The sequence below is a fragment of the Catenibacterium sp. GCM10023432 genome, from assembly GCF_042651925.1.
GTDB classification, from domain to species: Bacteria; Bacillota_I; Bacilli_A; order Erysipelotrichales; family Coprobacillaceae; genus Catenibacterium; species Catenibacterium mitsuoka.
On the sequence record NZ_JBHSEB010000029.1, the window covers coordinates 1 to 18,327 of the forward strand.

21 protein-coding genes are annotated in these 18,327 nt (G+C 33.0%); 7 read left to right on the forward strand and 14 right to left on the reverse strand.

All coding sequences use genetic code 11. The annotated features are described in order from the left end of the window. Positions 1 to 116 precede the first annotated feature (116 nt). The gene (locus ACFOZZ_RS04300; RefSeq protein WP_376814798.1) at positions 117 to 575 is read right to left on the reverse strand and encodes an MATE family efflux transporter; all 459 of its coding nucleotides are present in this window, start codon (positions 573 to 575) and stop codon (positions 117 to 119) included. Positions 576 to 685: 110 nt separating this feature from the next. Between ACFOZZ_RS04300 and ACFOZZ_RS04305 the strand changes: the two genes are divergently transcribed. Beyond that, the gene (locus ACFOZZ_RS04305; protein ID WP_376814799.1) at positions 686 to 1,330 is read left to right on the forward strand and encodes a hypothetical protein; all 645 of its coding nucleotides are present in this window, start codon (positions 686 to 688) and stop codon (positions 1,328 to 1,330) included. A 30-nt stretch (positions 1,331 to 1,360) separates the two neighbouring features. Here the strand turns inward: ACFOZZ_RS04305 and ACFOZZ_RS04310 are convergent, their stop codons facing one another. The 10 genes from ACFOZZ_RS04310 to pyrB all read right to left on the reverse strand — a co-directional run bounded on the left by ACFOZZ_RS04310 (position 1,361) and on the right by pyrB (position 11,990). Continuing rightward, positions 1,361 to 2,122, reverse strand: coding sequence for an SDR family NAD(P)-dependent oxidoreductase (locus ACFOZZ_RS04310; protein ID WP_217748410.1), 762 nt, complete (start codon positions 2,120 to 2,122; stop codon positions 1,361 to 1,363). A 265-nt stretch (positions 2,123 to 2,387) separates the two neighbouring features. Continuing rightward, positions 2,388 to 3,269 carry an Abi family protein gene (locus ACFOZZ_RS04315; RefSeq protein WP_376814800.1) on the reverse strand — a complete coding sequence of 294 codons (882 nt, stop codon included), beginning with the start codon at positions 3,267 to 3,269 and terminating at the stop codon, positions 2,388 to 2,390. A gap of 95 nt (positions 3,270 to 3,364) precedes the next feature. Continuing rightward, positions 3,365 to 4,240, reverse strand: a complete 876-nt coding sequence (locus tag ACFOZZ_RS04320) for a DUF5131 family protein (protein WP_376814801.1) — start codon at positions 4,238 to 4,240, stop codon at positions 3,365 to 3,367. Position 4,241: 1 nt separating this feature from the next. Continuing rightward, the gene (locus tag ACFOZZ_RS04325; RefSeq protein WP_217753017.1) at positions 4,242 to 4,394 is read right to left on the reverse strand and encodes a hypothetical protein; all 153 of its coding nucleotides are present in this window, start codon (positions 4,392 to 4,394) and stop codon (positions 4,242 to 4,244) included. 201 nt (positions 4,395 to 4,595) lie between these two features. Then, on the reverse strand, positions 4,596 to 5,891 hold the full coding sequence (ltrA, locus tag ACFOZZ_RS04330) for a group II intron reverse transcriptase/maturase (protein WP_376814802.1): 1,296 nt from the start codon (positions 5,889 to 5,891) through the stop codon (positions 4,596 to 4,598). Positions 5,892 to 6,461: 570 nt separating this feature from the next. Further along, on the reverse strand, positions 6,462 to 8,354 hold the full coding sequence (locus tag ACFOZZ_RS04335; RefSeq protein ID WP_279068194.1) for an ABC transporter ATP-binding protein: 1,893 nt from the start codon (positions 8,352 to 8,354) through the stop codon (positions 6,462 to 6,464). Then, a complete protein-coding gene (locus tag ACFOZZ_RS04340; RefSeq protein WP_347566900.1) occupies positions 8,344 to 10,095 on the reverse strand; it encodes an ABC transporter ATP-binding protein in 1,752 nt (583 codons plus the stop codon). Before ACFOZZ_RS04340 ends, ACFOZZ_RS04335 begins: the two co-directional genes overlap by 11 nt. Before the next feature lie 13 nt (positions 10,096 to 10,108). Next, positions 10,109 to 10,537 (reverse strand): MarR family winged helix-turn-helix transcriptional regulator, encoded by a 429-nt coding sequence (locus ACFOZZ_RS04345; protein WP_055234218.1) that lies wholly within the window; start codon positions 10,535 to 10,537, stop codon positions 10,109 to 10,111. Positions 10,538 to 10,632: 95 nt separating this feature from the next. Next, positions 10,633 to 11,058 carry an aspartate carbamoyltransferase regulatory subunit gene (locus ACFOZZ_RS04350; protein WP_055234217.1) on the reverse strand — a complete coding sequence of 142 codons (426 nt, stop codon included), beginning with the start codon at positions 11,056 to 11,058 and terminating at the stop codon, positions 10,633 to 10,635. Beyond that, positions 11,055 to 11,990 carry an aspartate carbamoyltransferase gene (gene pyrB / locus ACFOZZ_RS04355; RefSeq protein WP_055234216.1) on the reverse strand — a complete coding sequence of 312 codons (936 nt, stop codon included), beginning with the start codon at positions 11,988 to 11,990 and terminating at the stop codon, positions 11,055 to 11,057. The genes ACFOZZ_RS04350 and pyrB overlap by 4 nt, the downstream gene beginning before the upstream one ends. 138 nt (positions 11,991 to 12,128) lie before the next feature. Here pyrB and ACFOZZ_RS04360 point away from each other — a divergent pair, with 138 nt between their 5' ends. Continuing rightward, a complete protein-coding gene (locus ACFOZZ_RS04360) occupies positions 12,129 to 12,716 on the forward strand; it encodes a sugar O-acetyltransferase (RefSeq protein ID WP_270398373.1) in 588 nt (195 codons plus the stop codon). A gap of 228 nt (positions 12,717 to 12,944) precedes the next feature. Then, positions 12,945 to 14,081 carry an IS30 family transposase gene (locus ACFOZZ_RS04365; protein WP_376814803.1) on the forward strand — a complete coding sequence of 379 codons (1,137 nt, stop codon included), beginning with the start codon at positions 12,945 to 12,947 and terminating at the stop codon, positions 14,079 to 14,081. A 104-nt stretch (positions 14,082 to 14,185) separates the two neighbouring features. Here the strand turns inward: ACFOZZ_RS04365 and ACFOZZ_RS04370 are convergent, their stop codons facing one another. After that, positions 14,186 to 14,503 (reverse strand): hypothetical protein, encoded by a 318-nt coding sequence (locus ACFOZZ_RS04370; protein WP_376814804.1) that lies wholly within the window; start codon positions 14,501 to 14,503, stop codon positions 14,186 to 14,188. On the opposite strand from ACFOZZ_RS04370, the gene ACFOZZ_RS04375 reads away from it, so the two are divergent. The 4 genes from ACFOZZ_RS04375 to ACFOZZ_RS04390 all read left to right on the forward strand — a co-directional run bounded on the left by ACFOZZ_RS04375 (position 14,453) and on the right by ACFOZZ_RS04390 (position 15,700). Continuing rightward, positions 14,453 to 14,680 carry a hypothetical protein gene (locus tag ACFOZZ_RS04375; RefSeq protein ID WP_353886338.1) on the forward strand — a complete coding sequence of 76 codons (228 nt, stop codon included), beginning with the start codon at positions 14,453 to 14,455 and terminating at the stop codon, positions 14,678 to 14,680. The genes ACFOZZ_RS04370 and ACFOZZ_RS04375 overlap by 51 nt on opposite strands. Beyond that, on the forward strand, positions 14,610 to 14,891 hold the full coding sequence (locus ACFOZZ_RS04380; protein ID WP_376814805.1) for a transposase: 282 nt from the start codon (positions 14,610 to 14,612) through the stop codon (positions 14,889 to 14,891). The genes ACFOZZ_RS04375 and ACFOZZ_RS04380 overlap by 71 nt, the downstream gene beginning before the upstream one ends. Positions 14,892 to 14,947: 56 nt before the next feature. After that, the gene (locus ACFOZZ_RS04385; protein WP_376814808.1) at positions 14,948 to 15,322 is read left to right on the forward strand and encodes a transposase; all 375 of its coding nucleotides are present in this window, start codon (positions 14,948 to 14,950) and stop codon (positions 15,320 to 15,322) included. A gap of 90 nt (positions 15,323 to 15,412) precedes the next feature. Then, the gene (locus ACFOZZ_RS04390) at positions 15,413 to 15,700 is read left to right on the forward strand and encodes a hypothetical protein (protein ID WP_376814806.1); all 288 of its coding nucleotides are present in this window, start codon (positions 15,413 to 15,415) and stop codon (positions 15,698 to 15,700) included. A 161-nt stretch (positions 15,701 to 15,861) separates the two neighbouring features. Here the strand turns inward: ACFOZZ_RS04390 and ACFOZZ_RS04395 are convergent, their stop codons facing one another. Together ACFOZZ_RS04395 and ACFOZZ_RS04400 are read right to left on the reverse strand one after the other, a co-directional pair. After that, a complete protein-coding gene (locus tag ACFOZZ_RS04395; RefSeq protein WP_376814807.1) occupies positions 15,862 to 17,319 on the reverse strand; it encodes a prolyl oligopeptidase family serine peptidase in 1,458 nt (485 codons plus the stop codon). A 54-nt stretch (positions 17,320 to 17,373) separates the two neighbouring features. Next, positions 17,374 to 18,210, reverse strand: coding sequence for an AraC family transcriptional regulator (locus ACFOZZ_RS04400; protein ID WP_302286514.1), 837 nt, complete (start codon positions 18,208 to 18,210; stop codon positions 17,374 to 17,376). Positions 18,211 to 18,327 lie beyond the last annotated feature (117 nt).

Sequence of the window (18,327 nt, forward strand, 5' to 3'; positions counted from 1 at the left end):
CATCAGCAACTATACAAAAATATATTGAAAGTCAGGAATAATAGATACGATTTACGAGGCTCCTCCCACCGCCTAAACGCAGTGGGTTTCCGCCTATGACAAACGAAAGGATTTATTTATGAAGTCATGGCCGGTGCAGCAATCAAAATAAAGAAGGCATAGGCTCTTGCATAAGGTAATATAGTAGAAGTTGAACCCATTAAATACATAAGCGGTTTTAGGAATGTAAGACCTAGTATCGCAATCAAAGCACCAAAAAAGAGTGAGCCAAAAAAGCTTGTAGATGCAAAAATACGTGCTTCTTCTACTCTTTTTGCCCCTAGTCTTCTTGATATGTTTGCGCCTGCTCCATGCCCAAACATAAAGCCAAAAGCTTGTAATATCGCCATCAATCCAAAAACAATCCCTACTGCACCTGTAGCACTTGTTCCTACTGTAGAGACAAAGTAAGTATCAGCCATGTTATATATATTAATCACTAACATTGAGATTGTTGTTGGTAATGCGAGAGTAAGTATCAGAGAAGGGATTGGCTGCTTGATCATTCTCTCATACTGTGATTCATATTGTGTCATATAACTTTCCCCTTTTGGTTATTTATTATAAAACTACTTCACACTTAAAACAATCTAGGTTCACATAATGAAAAAATTGTGATAATGTAAGAGATGCGAGGTATGAGAAAATGTATAAAAAAATATTAACACTAGTATTATGTGCTTTCTTTGTATTAACTGGATGTTCTTCTAAAACAGCTGTTAAATCACAAGCGAGTACATATGCAGTCCTTACTAAAAAGAAGAAGAGTGAACTACTTAAGATGAAGAAACACTATGATCTTGTTGTGGTGAGCAGTAAAGGTTTAACTGAAAAAGACATGAAAGTTTTAAGAAAGAAATCTAAACAGATTTATTTCTATATGAGTTTAAAGAAACCACATCATAAAGCTGAAGAGTTAAAGGCTGATGGTATTTTTATTAGTAAGATTGATAATGCAGATGCATTAGATGCTCTTATTAAAGAAGCGAATCAGAATAAGTTAAAAGTTATTGTGAATAATGCCTATGATTATAGAGAAACTATTTATAAGAATTCTAAGATGGTTGCAGGTGTAAACCAGACTTGTATGATGACTAAGAAACAGGGTAAGAAATATGTAAAACAGGATACTAAAGTATCAACACGATTAAAGAAATATTTAAATACATGTCAGGAAAAAGGTATAGCGACTTATTTAGTAGAGTATACTAAAAATACTGACTGGAGAGCTGCAATCAATGCTTATTGTAAGAAGCATCATATTACTTACTACAATCCAACTATAAAGTAAAATGACACGGGATCCCCGTGTCATTTTGCTTTATAGCATTGAAGTCATACCACCATCAACTACAAGTGTCTGACCTGTTGTATATGTACATGCATCACTTGCAAAATAAACAAGTGCACCATTCATTTCGCCTTCTCTACCAAATCTCTTTAATGCCACTCTATTCTTTAATACAAGAGACCCTGGAGCATCTAATGCACCATGTGTCATTTCAGTATCATAGACACCAGGTGCAATTGCATTTACAAGAATACCATAAGGAGCTAGATCTCCTGCCATAGCTTTAGTGAGGTTTACTACACCACCCTTAGCTGCAAAATAGCTCACCTGAGCAGGTCCTGCCTGAATACCACCTACAGAAGCAATATTAATAATCTTACCAGAATTCTGCTTTATCATTACTTTAGACACTTCTCTTCCCATTAAAAAGACGCCCTTTAAGTCTGTATTGAGAACCTTATCCCATTGTTCTGTTGTATGATCATGTAATCCACTTGAATATTCTACAACACCTGCATTATTTACAAGAATATCAATATGTCCATAATGTTCTTCAATCTTTTTTACTGCCTCTTTAATGCTCTCTTCATTTGTTACATCACATGCAACTGGTAAACAATCATGTCCATTTTCTTTAAGTTTCTTAGAAAGTTCTTCTAATCTTTCTACTCTACGTGCAAGTACTGCCACATCACATCCCTGTTCACTTAATGCCTTTGCGAATTGTTCTCCTAGACCACTTGATGCCCCTGTAACAACTGCAACTTTTCCAGTTAAATCAAAACTAATCATACTATCCTCCTTGTTATATACCTAAGTATACAATTACTTTACTCTAGTTATATTATATAGCAAGTGAATACAATGTCAACGCTTACATATCATTACAAAGAAAAAGACATCCGAAGAGGTCCGTTAATAGAAAACCCGAGCAAACATCGTTTGCACAATGCCGCTACTGTAAAAGAATATCTTTTTCAACCTATCGCGATGATACACTGTCTAAAACCAACTGTCGACTATCAATTCAAGAAATTTGAAAGTTCCCTGGACTAATTTATTTTGTCTTATAATAATTAGAATTTCTATCAATTCTTCTCATCAATTTCTTCAATTCCCCACTTTCGTATAATGCAACTCCATCGCTTCTTACTATTTTCTTATGCATATACAACAACGTGATGATTTGCTGAATTCTCGCATTACTCATTTTATTTTTTCGAAAGTTAGAATTCATATCTGGAATACATACCAATTCCTTTATAATCTCTTTATTTGTATGATGTTCTGCAGTATGAGGTCTTAAATCATTCAAGATACTATTACTATGAGCAGCCCCATTTCTAATTTTTTTACAAGTTAATAATCCATAATAATTATTTTTCATTTCTTTGTCAGAGAAACGATTAGCACAAAAACAATAGAATGCGACCATCCTTCCGAATGGTATTATTTCAAGAAATACCCATACCGGATAATTCCTATCATATTTCTCAATCATATCTCCGCAATATGCATTTCCTCTATTTCTGTTCAATTCATTAAATAAATAATTTCTGTATTTTTCATCCAATGAATCAATATAATCTTTGACGATTTGATAACCATCTTCATCATACTCATCTATTTTTCTTAACAATTGTAGTTTAGTATGATGTTCAATATCCAAAGCCATTTCTACTACTCTATAGCGAAGACGCATATCAATGATTGACACATCTACTAGATACGCAAATTCCAAATTAATATACTTTCCCTCATTTTCTCCACCTGGATGTTTATCATAATTTTTTCTAAAAGAAGTCAGCTTATAATAATTATTGTTGTACTTGAGATATTGTTTGGCTGATTCCTCATCCATGATATTGAAAAGTATTCCCTTGTCTTTCAAATGTTGAATCTGTTCATCTAGAGATAATCTTGGTTTATCATTTTCCATCATCAATCTCCTTTAAACATATTAAAAAAACTATAAGAATTACTCTTATAGTCTTCTACTTATTCATACTATTTAAAACTACTTTTTTCTCATTATCAAAGACATTGTTTACATCCAAATCTTCTTGCACATCCATTACATATAGGTTTTGTTGCACATTCTATACAATGTTCACTGAATTCTCTTTTATACAATTGATCTTCTCTTAATTCATTATCAAAGAAATCATAAAGATGATATACAGGTTTCTTTCCTTGATAATTCATTTTAGAACGATAAGCTATTCTTGTCTGAGCTACTTTACCTTTTATTCGATAATGGGTGCCATCCTTCACAAAATGAGATCCTGTCTCAATAAAAGTGAATGTTGTATTCTTATTCACACATTGATTATGTAAAGATTTAATCCAATCGAAGTCACATGCTCTTGTACCACCATAATTCTCTCCACCGCATGTCACTTCTTCTATGCGTCCATCTAAATACTTTTCTAAATCAATAGGACCAATAAGAGGTGCGAGCATCACCCCTTTATGTTTGGCAGGAATATCTAAAAGAAGTGGTATACGTTCATCAGCACGTTTTTGATTCTCACATGTGACATTAAGTATCACATTCTCATACCCTTCACCCCAGTTATCAGGTAAGCATTCTTTGAGTCTTTCTGCTCTTTTAGTAAGTATATAAAAGATTACATCCTGTCTTCTTCTGATCATTGACCAGACATCATCTCTCCATATATCTGCTTCTTCTAAACAGAAATCACTTGTCATACAGACTCTTATCCTTTCTCCACTTTGTATCTTATATGTACCATCTCTATTTCTAGAGAGTGGATATGCAAAATCATTGGTCTTATATATATGTGAACCATCTTGATTTCTCATCTTATCCAAAACATACATATAACAATTCATACATCCTTCTGAATACTTTACACAGCCATGCCAGGGATTCCAAATATCGTGCATCTTATCTCCTTATCAAACTAAATTGCTTTATTTCAAACCATTTAATAATACGTCCTATTGTTCCTACACCAATACCATAGAGTGGTGAACGTGTTACTAAACAGAGAATAATTGTAGATAGAATCATTTTAATATCAAAACAGTTCTTACACAAGGAATACGCCTTATTATAGTGATTAGAAATACTTAAGATAACTACTGATAGAAGAACCAAATGAGACTGTACAATAGTGTGATTGCAATAGGGTAGACAAGAAATAATATTAAAAGTTAATTAACTATTATTTCTGTGCCTCCCGTTGCACCGTACGTACGGGTCTCGTATACGGCGCTACATTTATATGATAATTTCAGACTAACTTAGATAGTAATTAAGGGGATTGATCAGACCAGGTCTATCTCCTATTCTTTTACCCAAAAATTTGGGACTAATAATATTATTAATTACATGACCGCAAGCCTGGCTATAAAGTCCGCGTCTAGAGTTTGCCACCGAAAAGATTTGTTCATCAGAAAATTGGCAAGAAAATAGCCTATTCATTTTGTATAAGTTTTTATAAATCGTTTTAGGTCTTTTCCACTGTTTCAAAATGATTACTCTGATTTTATGGCGAAGCCATTGACCAAAGACGTCAATGAAGTATTTCATCACGCCTATTCGATAATAGTTAATCCACCCCACTACAATCTGATTGATTCTCTTGAATGTAACTGCAAGAGGGCGTGCAATTCCTATCCTTCTTATAAGTTCTCTTCTACATTTATCGTAGATTTTCATCTTGCTCTGATTGGAAGGCTTGCATTTCCATTCACCATACCTTTTGAGGTAGGTGAATCCTAGAAACTTGCTTTCGGGTGGTCTGACCACTTTGGTTTTAGTAGCGCTGACTTTAAGAAATAGTTTTCTCTCTAGCCATGAAGTGACTGACTTCATTACTCTATTTGCACTCATCTCGCTCTTAACGAAGATATTGCAGTCATCTGCATATCTTACAAAGCGTAGTCCTCTATTTTCCAATTCCTTGTCAAACTTATTTAGATACACGTTCGAAAGAATTGGAGACAGTGGGCCGCCCTGTTGAACGCCGACTCTAGAAGGCTTTACTAAACCATCTTCCATAATCCCTGCCTGCATGAATTTGCGAATAAGATGTAATGTTGTTGAGTCATTCACATTCTTTTCTCTAAGTATTGAGATTAACTTGTCATGATTTACAGTGTCAAAGTATGCTTCAATATCTAAGTCTATAACCCAGTCATAACCTTCATTGATGTATTCTAGAGTCTTTAATACAGCCATCTGTGCACTTCTTCTTGGTCTGAATCCATAACTGAATTCACTGAATGAAGAATCTAATTTCTTCATCAATATCTGTGCAACAGCCTGTTGAATAACTCTATCTACAACTGTAGGTATACCTAATGGTCTTTTCTTGCCGTTAGGCTTTGGAATATAGACTCTCTTAACTGATTGGGGCTTATATTTCTTATTAAGTATAGAATACCTAATCTCTCTTCTATGCTTATAGAAATATTCATCAAGTTCATCTACTGTCATCTTGTCGATTCCAGATACACCTTTGTTTCTCTTGACCTGTAGAATAGCCCTGTCGATATTTGAATCACTAAGTATTTCATCAATTAATCTCATGTCTGTGTTCTCCTTTTCGTATCGTAGATTTATCTAGAACCGTTCCCTCTTCCTTCATCTCCACAGAATTACGTTTTCCTTTTATGAAATGATTCCAATTTCGAACTATCTAGATATTGCTTTATGATGAGTGACATCATATAAACATTAGGTCCTTCAGTGTCGGTGAGACACCTACTATGACCTCAGCTGACTCCTCACAGTGAGCTTTTTATCGCACAACTTACCATCACTGATTTTAAAGATATTGGACTTCATTGCCTGTGAGGCCTCCCGGGGTAATTCACTAATCCTGTTTCCTTCACAACGCCTTGATTTACTCTCTTGGTTTTACGTTTACCTTTAGGACTTCGGTTTGTATTGCAACCTTATCCACCATTTAGCCTTGTATCAAGTTTCTGTTCGTACGCTCAAAGGAATCGCTACACCACTTCCTTCACTCCTACCTTTATGGTATCGGCTTGTGGTTCACTACACTTGGCGGTAACTACCTGTGGTCGGACTATCTCCGACTGAATTAGTGCCATGCCCGGCACACCTAAAAAAGCATGCCATCTAGGCATGCTCATTTTATTCTAATTCGAATGCTCCAGTATATAACTGATAATACTGACCTTTCTGTTTAATTAAGTCATCATGAGAACCACGTTCAATAATATGACCATGATCTAATACCATGATTACATCTGAGTTCTGTACAGTAGACAATCTATGTGCAATAACAAATACTGTACGTCCCTTCATTAAAGCATCCATACCTTTCTGTACAATGGCTTCTGTACGTGTATCAATGGAAGATGTTGCTTCATCCATGATCATAACAGGTGGATCTGCTACTGCAGCTCTCGCAATTGCAATTAGCTGTCTTTGACCTTGTGATAAACTTGCTCCATTACCAGTCAACATTGTGTTATAACCATCTGGTAAACGAGTAATGAAATCATCCGCACCAGCAAGCTTTGCAGCTTCAATACATTGTTCATCAGTCGCTTCTAGATAACCATAACGGATATTATCCATAACTGTACCAGTAAAGAGGTTTGTATCTTGTAAGATAATACCAAGTGATCTTCTTAAATCAGGCTTTTTGATCTTATTGATGTTGATACCATCATATCTGATCTTACCATCTTCAATATCATAGAATCTATTAATTAAGTTGGTAATAGTTGTCTTACCAGCACCAGTGGCCCCTACAAAGGCTATTTTCTGACCAGGCTTTGCATATAATGTGATGTTATGAAGAATCATCTTATTAGGATTATAAGCGAAATCCACATCATGCATTTCTACATCGCCTTCAAGTCTTGTATAAGTCACAGTACCATCTTCATGTGGATGTTTCCATGCCCACATTTCAGTACGTTCAGTTGTTTCTACTAATTCACCATTTTCTTCTTTAGCATTCACTAAAGTAACATAACCTTCATCAAATTCAGGTTCTTCATCTAATAATCCAAAGATACGACTAGCCCCTGCTAGACCCATAACAACAGAGTTGATCTGCTGAGAAATCTGACCAATCTGACCAGTGAACTGCTTAGTCATATTCAAGAATGGAACAACGATAGAAATATTAAGTGCCATACCAGATAAAGATACATTTGGTGTCTTTAGATAAAGAAGAATACCACCTGTTAAGGCAATTAATACATAAAGAATATTACCCATGTTATGAAGAACAGGCATCAAGATATTCGCAAATGTATTGGCTTTTCTAGATGCTTCAAACCAGGCATTGTTTACTTTATCAAACCCTGCGATTGCATCTTCTTCATGATTGAATACTTTAATAACCTTCTGCCCATTCATCATTTCTTCGATATAACCTTCAGTTGTACCAAGAGTCTGCTGCTGTTTAATAAAGAATCTTGAACTCTTAGAACCAAAACTCTTAGTGATAAAGAACATGATAACACAGCCAATTAATACAACCCCTGTTAACCAGAAGCTATAGTAAATCATAATACTAAATACTGTTAAGAGAACAATAGAAGTCTGCATTAATGCAGGTAATGACTGAGAAATAAGCTGTCTTAATGTATCAGTATCATTTGTATAAATAGACATGATATCACCATGTGCATTTGTATCAAAATAACGGATTGGAAGACTTTCCATTCTTGCAAACATCTTTTCTCTGAATTTCATTAAAGAACCCTGAGTGACTACAGCAATTAAACGGTTGTATGTAAATGAAGCAATTAATGAAAGAATATAAAGAATAAGTAATACAGTTACAAATGATAATACTTCAGGCTTAGCATGTAGCCAGTCTTTTGTACGCCAGTATTTTTCAATAACAGCAATGATATTCTGCATAAATATTGATGGAATAGAGCTGACGACTGAGTTAAAAAGAATTAATGCAATAATAATAGGTAGAAGAACAGGATAGAATTCAAAGAGTGTTTTAATAAGACGTGTAAAAGTGTTCTTCTTATTACCACGATTATTTTTCATCCTGTTCACCTCCCTTGTTTTGTGAATAATATACTTCCTGATAAATTGGATTTGATGCAAGAAGTTCATCATGAGTACCGATTGCTTCAACAGAACCATTATTCATGATAATAATCTGATCTGCATCCTGTACACTTGAAACTCTTTGTGCAATGATGATTTTTGTAGTTTCAGGAATAAACTTCTTAAATCCTGCTCTAATAATAGCATCTGTTTTAGTATCTACAGCACTTGTAGAGTCATCAAGAATTAAGATTTTAGGTTTCTTAAGTAATGCACGAGCAATACATAATCTCTGTTTCTGACCACCAGAAACGTTAGTACCACCCTGTTCAATATGTGTATCATATTTATCTGGGAACTGTTCAATAAATTCATCTGCACAAGCAAGATGACATGCTTCTTCTATTTCTTCATCTGTAGCATCTTTATTACCCCAGCGTAAGTTTTCTTTAATAGAACCAGAGAATAAGACATTCTTCTGTAATACAACAGAGACAGCGTCTCTTAGAGTCACTAAGTCATAGTCTTTTACATTTACACCACCGACTTTAACTTCACCTTCAGTGACATCATATAAACGTGAAATAAGGTTTACAAGTGACGTTTTAGAAGAACCTGTTCCTCCTAGAACACCAATTGTCTGTCCTGATTTAATATGTAGATTAATATTTTCAAGAGCATAACGATCAGCACGCTTAGAATATTTAAATGATACATTATCAAAATCAATAGAACCATCATTTACTTCATAAATAGGATTTTCTGGATTAGAAATAGTACGTTTTTCTTCTAATACAGCAACAATACGTTCACATGATTCGATAGAAATAGTCACCATAACAAAAACCATTGACAACATCATCAAGCTCATAAGAATCTGGAAACTATAAGTAAGCAATGAAGATAACTGTCCAACCTGAATGATATTACCACCAAAATTAACAACTAAATAAGAGCCAAAAGTAAGCACAAAAATCATTACAACATAAAGACAGAACTGCATCATTGGGTTATTTAATGCAAGAATCTTTTCAGCTCTTGTGAAATCACCACAAACATCTTCAGCTGCTTCATTGAATTTCTTCTTTTCAAACTCTTCACGTACAAATGATTTTACAACTCTAATACCGTTGATATTTTCCTGTACTGAATTATTTAAGTTATCGTATTTTTTAAATACTTTTCTAAATAAAGGCATTGTCTTCTTAATGACAAGTCCTAACCCAATACCAAGTACTGGAATAGTAAATAGGAAGATCAACGCAAGTCGACCACCCATAATAAATCCCATGACCAATGAGAAGATCAACATAAGTGGAGCACGTACAACTGTACGAATAATCATCATATAAGCCATCTGAACGTTAGTGACATCAGTTGTCATACGAGTTACAAGTGAAGATGCACTAAAACGGTCAATGTTTTCAAATGAGAAGTTCTGAACCGCAACAAACAAGTCTTTACGTAAGTTCTTACCAAAACCAGCTGAAGCATTGGCTGCTTTAATACCAGCAAGTGCACCAAATAGAAGTGAGAAACATGCCATGACAGTTAATATAACACCAAATTTCACAATAACTGAAATATCACAGCCATTCTGCATTCTGTTGACTAGATTTGCAACCATTAATGGAATAATGCATTCTACTAATGCTTCAAATGCAACAAGAACAGGTGTCAAAATTGAATCTCTCTTGTATTCACGAATACTTTTCTTAAGCACACGAATAATATTCATATTATTTCCCCTTTCATTCATTTTCTAGATTTGAATAGACTTTACTAAGAAGATCAGCTAAAGTATCAATTTCTTCCTGTGTTAACCCACTCATCATCAAACGATTTGATTGCGCTATATTATGTCTTACCTGTGCACAATGGCTTTCACCTTTTTGTGATAAACAGGCAACTTTAATTCGCTTATCCTTAGGATCATCACAACAATCAATCAGATTCTTTTCCTGAAGTCTTCTAAGAAGTCCCGCAGTTGTTGATTGAGCTACATGTAAATCCTTCTCAATCTCCTTAAAGGTCATTCTCTGATCAGGTGCGTCCTGTAATTTCAATAAAACATGGGACTGCATTAAAGTTAATCCTTCTTTTCTTAAAGAATTATTTGCACGCTTCTTTAAACAGTCATTAATATGCTTAATATAGCTTACTGCTTCACTTTCTCTCATCAGTTTACCTCCTTCTGCGCATTAGAATGATAGTACACTTTCAATTCAATGTCAATAGTATGCTATTAAATATCAAATTATGAAAAAAGAAGGACTTAGTCCTTCTTCTCAGCCTTAGATTCACAATAATAACATCTATAGATACGTTTTTCTCTATTTGCTAGATAGAACACCTGATCTAAATCTCTTTCTACAGATGTAATACATCTGGGGTTCTTACATTTAGCCACATTAATGATTTTTTCTGGAAGCTGTAATTTCTTCTTTTCTACTGTTTCACCATTCTTAATAATAGAAACAGTAATATTAGGATCAATATAACCTAATACATCTAAATCAACATCAAAATCATTATCAATCTTGATGATATCTTTCTTACCCATCTTATTAGAACGGCAATTCATGATGATTGCAACCTGACAATCTAACTTACCTAGATCAAGAGCATCATATACTTCTTTTGCTTTACCAGCTGCAATATGGTCAATCACAATACCATTTTTAATACTGTCTATTCTCATAATCTTTCCACCTCATTCTGTAATCCTAATAAGCTTAAGATCAATGCCATACGGATAAAACGTCCATTATGAGCCTGTCTGAAATAAGCAGCTCTTGGATCTGCATCGACTTCAGTCTTGATTTCATTGACACGTGGAAGTGGATGCATAACAATCATATCTTTCTTTGCAGCCTGTAATTTTTCTTCATCTAAGATATAAGTATCTCTTAAACGGATATAATCCTGTTCATTGAAGAAACGCTCCTGCTGTACTCTTGTCATATAAAGGATATCTAATTCTGGCATGACTTCTTCCATGCTACGTACTTCTTTATATTCAATACCCATTGGATCAAGAATGTCTTCTTTTAAGTATTCAGGAAGCTTTAATTCATCTGGAGAGATGAATACAAACTTAGTACCTTCATAACGTGACATTGCTTTTAACAATGAATGAACTGTACGTCCAAACTTCAAGTCACCACAGAAACCTACTGTAAGGTTCTTTAAAGTGCCTTTTTCTCTCTGAATAGTTAATAAGTCAGTTAATGTCTGAGTAGGGTGATTATGTCCTCCATCACCTGCATTAATTAAAGGTACCGTGCATGTTGATGAAGCCACAACTGGAGCACCTTCCTTTGGATGACGCATTGCGATAATATCACAATAACCGCTAACTACATGAATTGTATCTGATACTGTTTCTCCCTTAGAAGCACTAGATACGTTTGCAGTTGGGAATCCTAATACCTTTCCTCCAAGTGATAACATAGCACTTTCAAAAGATAGTCTTGTACGTGTACTAGGTTCAAAGAATAGTGTTGCAAGAATCTTATGTGCACATACGTCCTGATAACGTGTACGGTCTTTGATGATATCGTTTGCGAGTGCGATTAAATCATCAATTTCTTCAACAGATAAGTCCATTGGATCAATAATGAATTTTTTCATGGTGAGCTCCTTCTTTATAAACTTGTTTTAATTCCTATCTATTATATCACAGCCCCTCTATTTAAACAGTTTTTTCTAGTAAAAACGTTTAATTGATATATTAACTATATTATTATGATATAAGTAAGGAGAAAGATTATGACTGAAAAAGAAAAAATGTTGAAAGAAATGTTGTATGACGCCAACAATGATGAAGATCTACTTAAAGAAAGAACAATCGCAAAAGATTTATGTTACAAATTTAATCAACTGATGCCTTCTGATGTAGAGAATCAAAAGAAACTATTAAAGGAACTGCTGGGACAAATAGATGATACCGCATCAATCCTAGCATCTTTCTGGTGTGATTATGGTTACAACATCAAGGTAGGAAAGAACTTCTTTGCGAACCATAATACTGTCATTATCGATTGTGCTCCAGTAACTTTTGGAGATAATGTCTTTATCGCACCTAACTGTGGTTTTTATACTGCAGGACATCCAATTGATACAAAACGTAGAAATCAAGGACTTGAATTTGCTTATCCTATTACGGTGGGAAATAATGTATGGATTGGTGCAGGTGTTCAAGTGATGCCTGGAGTCACTATCGGAGATAATGTTGTCATTGGTGGAGGAAGTGTTGTTGTAAAGGATATTCCTAGCAACAGTGTAGCCGTAGGTAATCCATGCCATGTGATAAGAGAAATCACTGATAAAGACGAACAAACAAATTGGAATATATAAAAAAGGGACAAAATAAATTTTGTCCACAAGGCAATAATCTTTGAAGATTATTACCTTTTTCTTTAAAATCTCAATTGTAAAATGAAACTGGAATTAAGGAATTGGGATAAAGGGGCATGCCCCTTTATCCCAATTCGCGCAGTCACAGGCCCACTATTCTCAATTTTTGTATAAAAAAGTCCATAGAAATCGTATTATATAGTTACCACACTTTATAAGGAGATTTCTATGAACAGCATTAATATATCACAAAAAGCCAAAAATAAACACCTTAATTTTTCTCATTATGAATTCATCATCAATTCTTTGATTCAGTTCAATGCTTCCCATCCTGGTAAGCGTAACATTGGCAAGACTCAATTCATTAGAGAATTAGCTTCTACTGTAGGCACTACCGTCTCTAATGTCTATTCGATCATTAAGGATGCCACTATAACTATCAAAGATACTCATCTTAAAATTCATTATGAACTTTCTGCCATGGCTGCATTTGAAAAGAGATCAAAGATTCATAAAATTCCAAATAACTCTAAATTTGAAGAATCAAAAGAGTTCATATCTCTTGTCGAACAAGAAATTAAATCAAATAGATTGTCCTCTATTGATGAGACCATCAACTATTTAAGGATTCATCAGCCAGACAAAATAAAGAATATGGTGACTGTGTCTACTAAAACCTTTTACAACTATGTACATCAGGGAAAAACATCCATCAATCCTATTGATCTTCCTCGCATGGTCAGAAGAAAGACAAAAAAGAACTGGAAGTCATACATTCCAAAAAGACAGAAAGGGACTTCCATTACCGAAAGGCCTGAATATATCAAGGACAGAGAAGAATTCGGACACTGGGAAGGTGATTTAGTTACTGGACCTAGAGATGGACAGAATGGTGCCTATCTTACTCTCATTGAAAGAAAGACACGCTTCTATTATATGATTCCTATCTCTGCTAAATCTTCAAAGCAGGTCTATATGCAGATAAACAAGCTTCATAAGTTTTATGGTGATAGCTTTAAGGATATCTTTAAATCAATCACCTTCGATAACGGTAGTGAGTTTTCTAGATGGAAGGATATAGAGCAGAAGCCAAAATCAAAAGAGAAAAGAACCACTGTCTATTTCGGTAGACCCTATCATTCATGTGACAGAGCCTCAAATGAGAACTGCAATGGACTTATAAGATATTTCATTACGAAAGGAACTGATATTAATACAATTGATAAGGAGACAACTATTGATATAAACAATAAAATAAACCAGAAGAAAAGAAAGATACTTGGATATCTTTCTTCTGAAGAACTATTTCTTAACGAACTAGCTAAACTTAATGTAACTGATAATACCATTTTCTATAAAATCTAATTTATCTTCTTATTTCCAGTTTCTGATTGCAATTCGAGTTTTTCTTTAAAATTATAGTTGGTGATTTCATGATTGATGATACCAACTATGCTGATTGTCTTGCTTTATATAATTTTGATCATGTTGAAAAGATTAAAGGTAAAGAATCTTTTTCCTACATCTTCAACGATAATATCAATTATATCCGCTCTCTTTACAATAGGGGCAAGATTAGAAATGTTACTTATGATAATATCCAAAAAACGATTCTTTGCAGTTCTATCTATCTTGGCTATTATCTTTTTGTTTGCCCTCATTGCGATAAGGAAACTATTGTTCCTCACTAATGTCATTCTAAGCTTTGTACTTCTTGTGGTACTAAAGAAGCTAAGATTCGTGCTGCTCATATCTCTTCTATCGCTCTTGATACCAAACATCGTCATATCGTTTTTACCATCCCTGATCTTTTAAGAGGTTACTTTCTTAATGATATATCTCTTTTGAACCTTCTTTTTATCGCTGCCAGAAATACTCTTGCTTGTGTATTTAATGATACAAAATACAGAAAGCTCAAAAGAAAGAATATCTATACCACAAAACCCAAATGCCCTTACTATTAGAAAAAATGACAGAAATAAAATTATTTTTGGCTCCGTTTTGACTCTACATACATTTGACAGAGATTTGAAATGGAATCCTCATATCCTCTGCCTTGTCTGTGAAGAAGCCTTTGATACTCAAAAAAACAAAATGAAGAACTTTTCTTTTATCTCCTATGAAAAGCTTAGAAAGACTTGGATGTATCAGGTCCTTGATCTTCTTTCAAAATAAAAGATTAAAAACTTTCGCTATCTCAAACAGAAACTCTATGAGGAGCTTGTTAACGGATTTTATGTTTATGCAAAAAAAGAGAAAAGAAAAATGATGATGATAATGTTGATGATTGCGTTAATTACATTTCCCGATATACCTCCAAACCTCCCATGGCTGAAAACCACATCATCAAATATGAAGATGATAAGAAAATAATCAAATGGTGGTACAACCGTCACGAAGATGAAGAATATGTTGAAGTTTATGAAAAAGTTGAAGACTTCATAAACAATCTTATTCTTCATTGTCCTGATGAAAACTTTAAAATGGTTAGATACTATGGATTCTATTCAAACAAAAACAAGCCTCTTCTTGAAAAGGTATATGAACTCTATGGTATTAAAAAGAAAAAACATATCAAAAATCTCAAAGAAAGAAAAAAGACTTAAAAATCAAGCTTGACCATCTAAAATTTCGCTCTCATATGATAGATAGAATCATTTCAAAAGGATCCTTTATTATGTTCATGTGGTCATCTTATGAAATGTGAACATACATATAATCCTTTTGAAGGAGGTACTCTTAATGACAGACTCTACAGGAAAAATGCATCAATGATTGCAGACGACTGTCCTTGGACAGAAGAAGAACTTGATAAAATGATTGCGAAAGATACACTTGTCAAAAAGAAGTGTGTATCTTTTGGTCATATAGCAGATTTTCCTGATTGGATCATTGGTGAATTTGCAGAAGAAGACGGAATTAAAGATAGTGAAGTTAAAATAGAATGTCCTGCATGTAATAGTGCTATGAAAATACTGAAATAACCATTGTGTTATTTCGAGCAAAAAAATTCATACCAAATCATACAGTTATGCCCTAGGATTTTGGTATGAATTTTTATATACTATTCTCCCTGACGCATCCAGATTCTTAGAAAACAAAAAATTACGAATTATTGCTTCGTAATTTTTTAGTAATATTTTAATTATTTTGTTATAGATTTCTTATTTTTCTTGTGAATATACTCTGCCATTACAGCCATACTAATAATTCCTGTTACAACATATAAATAAACATTGTTTGTATCGCCCGTTTTAACTACACTTGTTTTATTAACTGGTTTATTTTTTGTCGCATTTTCTACAGGTTTTTTTGTCGCATTTTCTACAGGTGTTTTTATTTCATCATTTAAAGATTGTTGAGCTGTCCATTGCCATAAATGTTCTCCATTATTTTCTGGTTCATTTTTAGCTGTATGAATCCAAGAACTATGTCCACCTGTTTCATATGTAGTTAATATAGCACCTTTATCTTTTAATAAAGTATAAACTCTTAATGCACTTTCTTCGTATTTAACTGTTGTATCATCTTTAGCTTGAATAACCCATGTTGGTATATTAATTGATTTTATCTCTTCATCTGTAATTATTCTACCTTCACCATATGTCTTTATGTTTTGTTGATCAATAGCTGGACATGTTGATACTACTGCAGCAAATAAATTTGGGTTATGTACAACCATATCTAATGCCATATACCCTCCTGCTGAACATCCATAAGAATATATTCTATTTGAATCAATATTATTATTTTTTATAATATTATTAATCAATTTTGTTGCATCATCAATATTTTCTGACCATTCATGTGGAGTTTGAGGCGCCAATACATATGCTCCATTAAAAATATTTTGTGCTTCATCGCTTGCTAAAGCAACAGCTCCTCTATTTGCTTTTAATTGAGAAAGATTATTATAGTGCAATCCTCTAAATCCAGATTCTCCACCTCCATGAAACCATACTATAAGTGGGTGTTTATTCCCATCATTTGCATTATTAGGTGTATAGAATTGATATTTTAACCCATTTGATTCACCTGCACTAAATTTATCAATTTCTTCATTTATGATTTTTTCATTTTGTAAAAATTGAATATTACTTAATTCGCTTCCATCTTTTAATGGTAATCCCCCATTCAAAGTAATTGTATACTTTATATTCAATAAAGAATTACACCCTTTTAATGTTGTAAAATTTGCTGTAAAATCTAATGTGTTTTTCCCTTTTGTTTCTTCATCGGTCACTAAGTGTAAAATAATATTTCCATTTTTTTCTTCTACACTTTCAACTTTTCTTTCTTCATCATATAATCCACAATGTTGTAAACCAGATTGAGAATTAGGACCAAAAAAATCTTTTTCAAGTTGACTAGAATATACTGTTGTTCCTGTTGCATGAACATTAAACATATCTTTTGTTATCTTACTATCATCAATTTCTAGATTAGATGTTTTCAAAACAACAGAATCTATAGCTTCTCCATCATCATAAACTATAGAATGTAAATCAAAATTAACGTTTTGTCCATCTGATGCATAAACTGGAATAATTGCAAGAGAGAACAACAACATTATACTAAATAAATAAGTTGTAATTTTTTTCATTATACCCTTCCTTTCTATATTTAAAATATATAAAAAATAATAGATAAATTATATTTATTTAGTGACTTTCTCGTCATTAATATGTGACTTTCTATATTGTCCTGGTGTCAATTTGAATATTTTTTTAAAAGAATTAATGTATTGTGTTTCGTTAGAAAATCCTGTATTAATCGCGATATCAGTAATTGTTTTATTATTCAATTCTAACTCAATTAGCGATTTATTTAATCTATATTGAGTTAAATAATCTTTAAATGGCATACCTATCTCTTTTTTAAAAAATCTTGAAAAATACTCTCTAGAATATCCAAAATGTTTTGCTACCTCATATACAAGCAATTCTTCATTATAGTGGTTATTAACATATTCTAATATATCTTTTGTCTTTTCTATTTTAATCATTTTACGTTCATTTTTACAATTTTCGTATAAAAAAATTAACATTTCCAGTGTCACCATTAATATGTTCATATATCTGGTAGATTGATTACTTATATAAAAGCTATAAATATCCATCATATATTTTGTTATTTTCTTATTTAAAAACGGCTCATCAATATTGAAATATATATTCTTAATATCAGGTATCATTTTCTTTAAAAATCCGTAATTTATATGCATTGTATATCCTACAATTTTTTCATCAAATTCTTTATATTGAGGTATAGAATAATGAACTTCTTCACAATTTGATATATTCACTTCATTCTTATAACGAATTCTTTTCATCCCATCATTAAAAAAAATAACTTCTCCTTCAAACACTATTGATAATTCTAAAGACCTATGCCAATGTGCTGTACAAATTTGACATGGGCTTTTTTTATGAGGATAAATACTTATAGGTAAATTATTCATTGTTTTTGTTATTTCATAATATATTTTTTGCATTTTTTCCTCCGACTTAAAATTCAATCAATTGAGTTATTATTTTTTATCGCTAAGTTTATGAAAAATGTTGCTACTAGATCAATAAATTTAGCTTAACGCCTATTTTTCTACTTTATA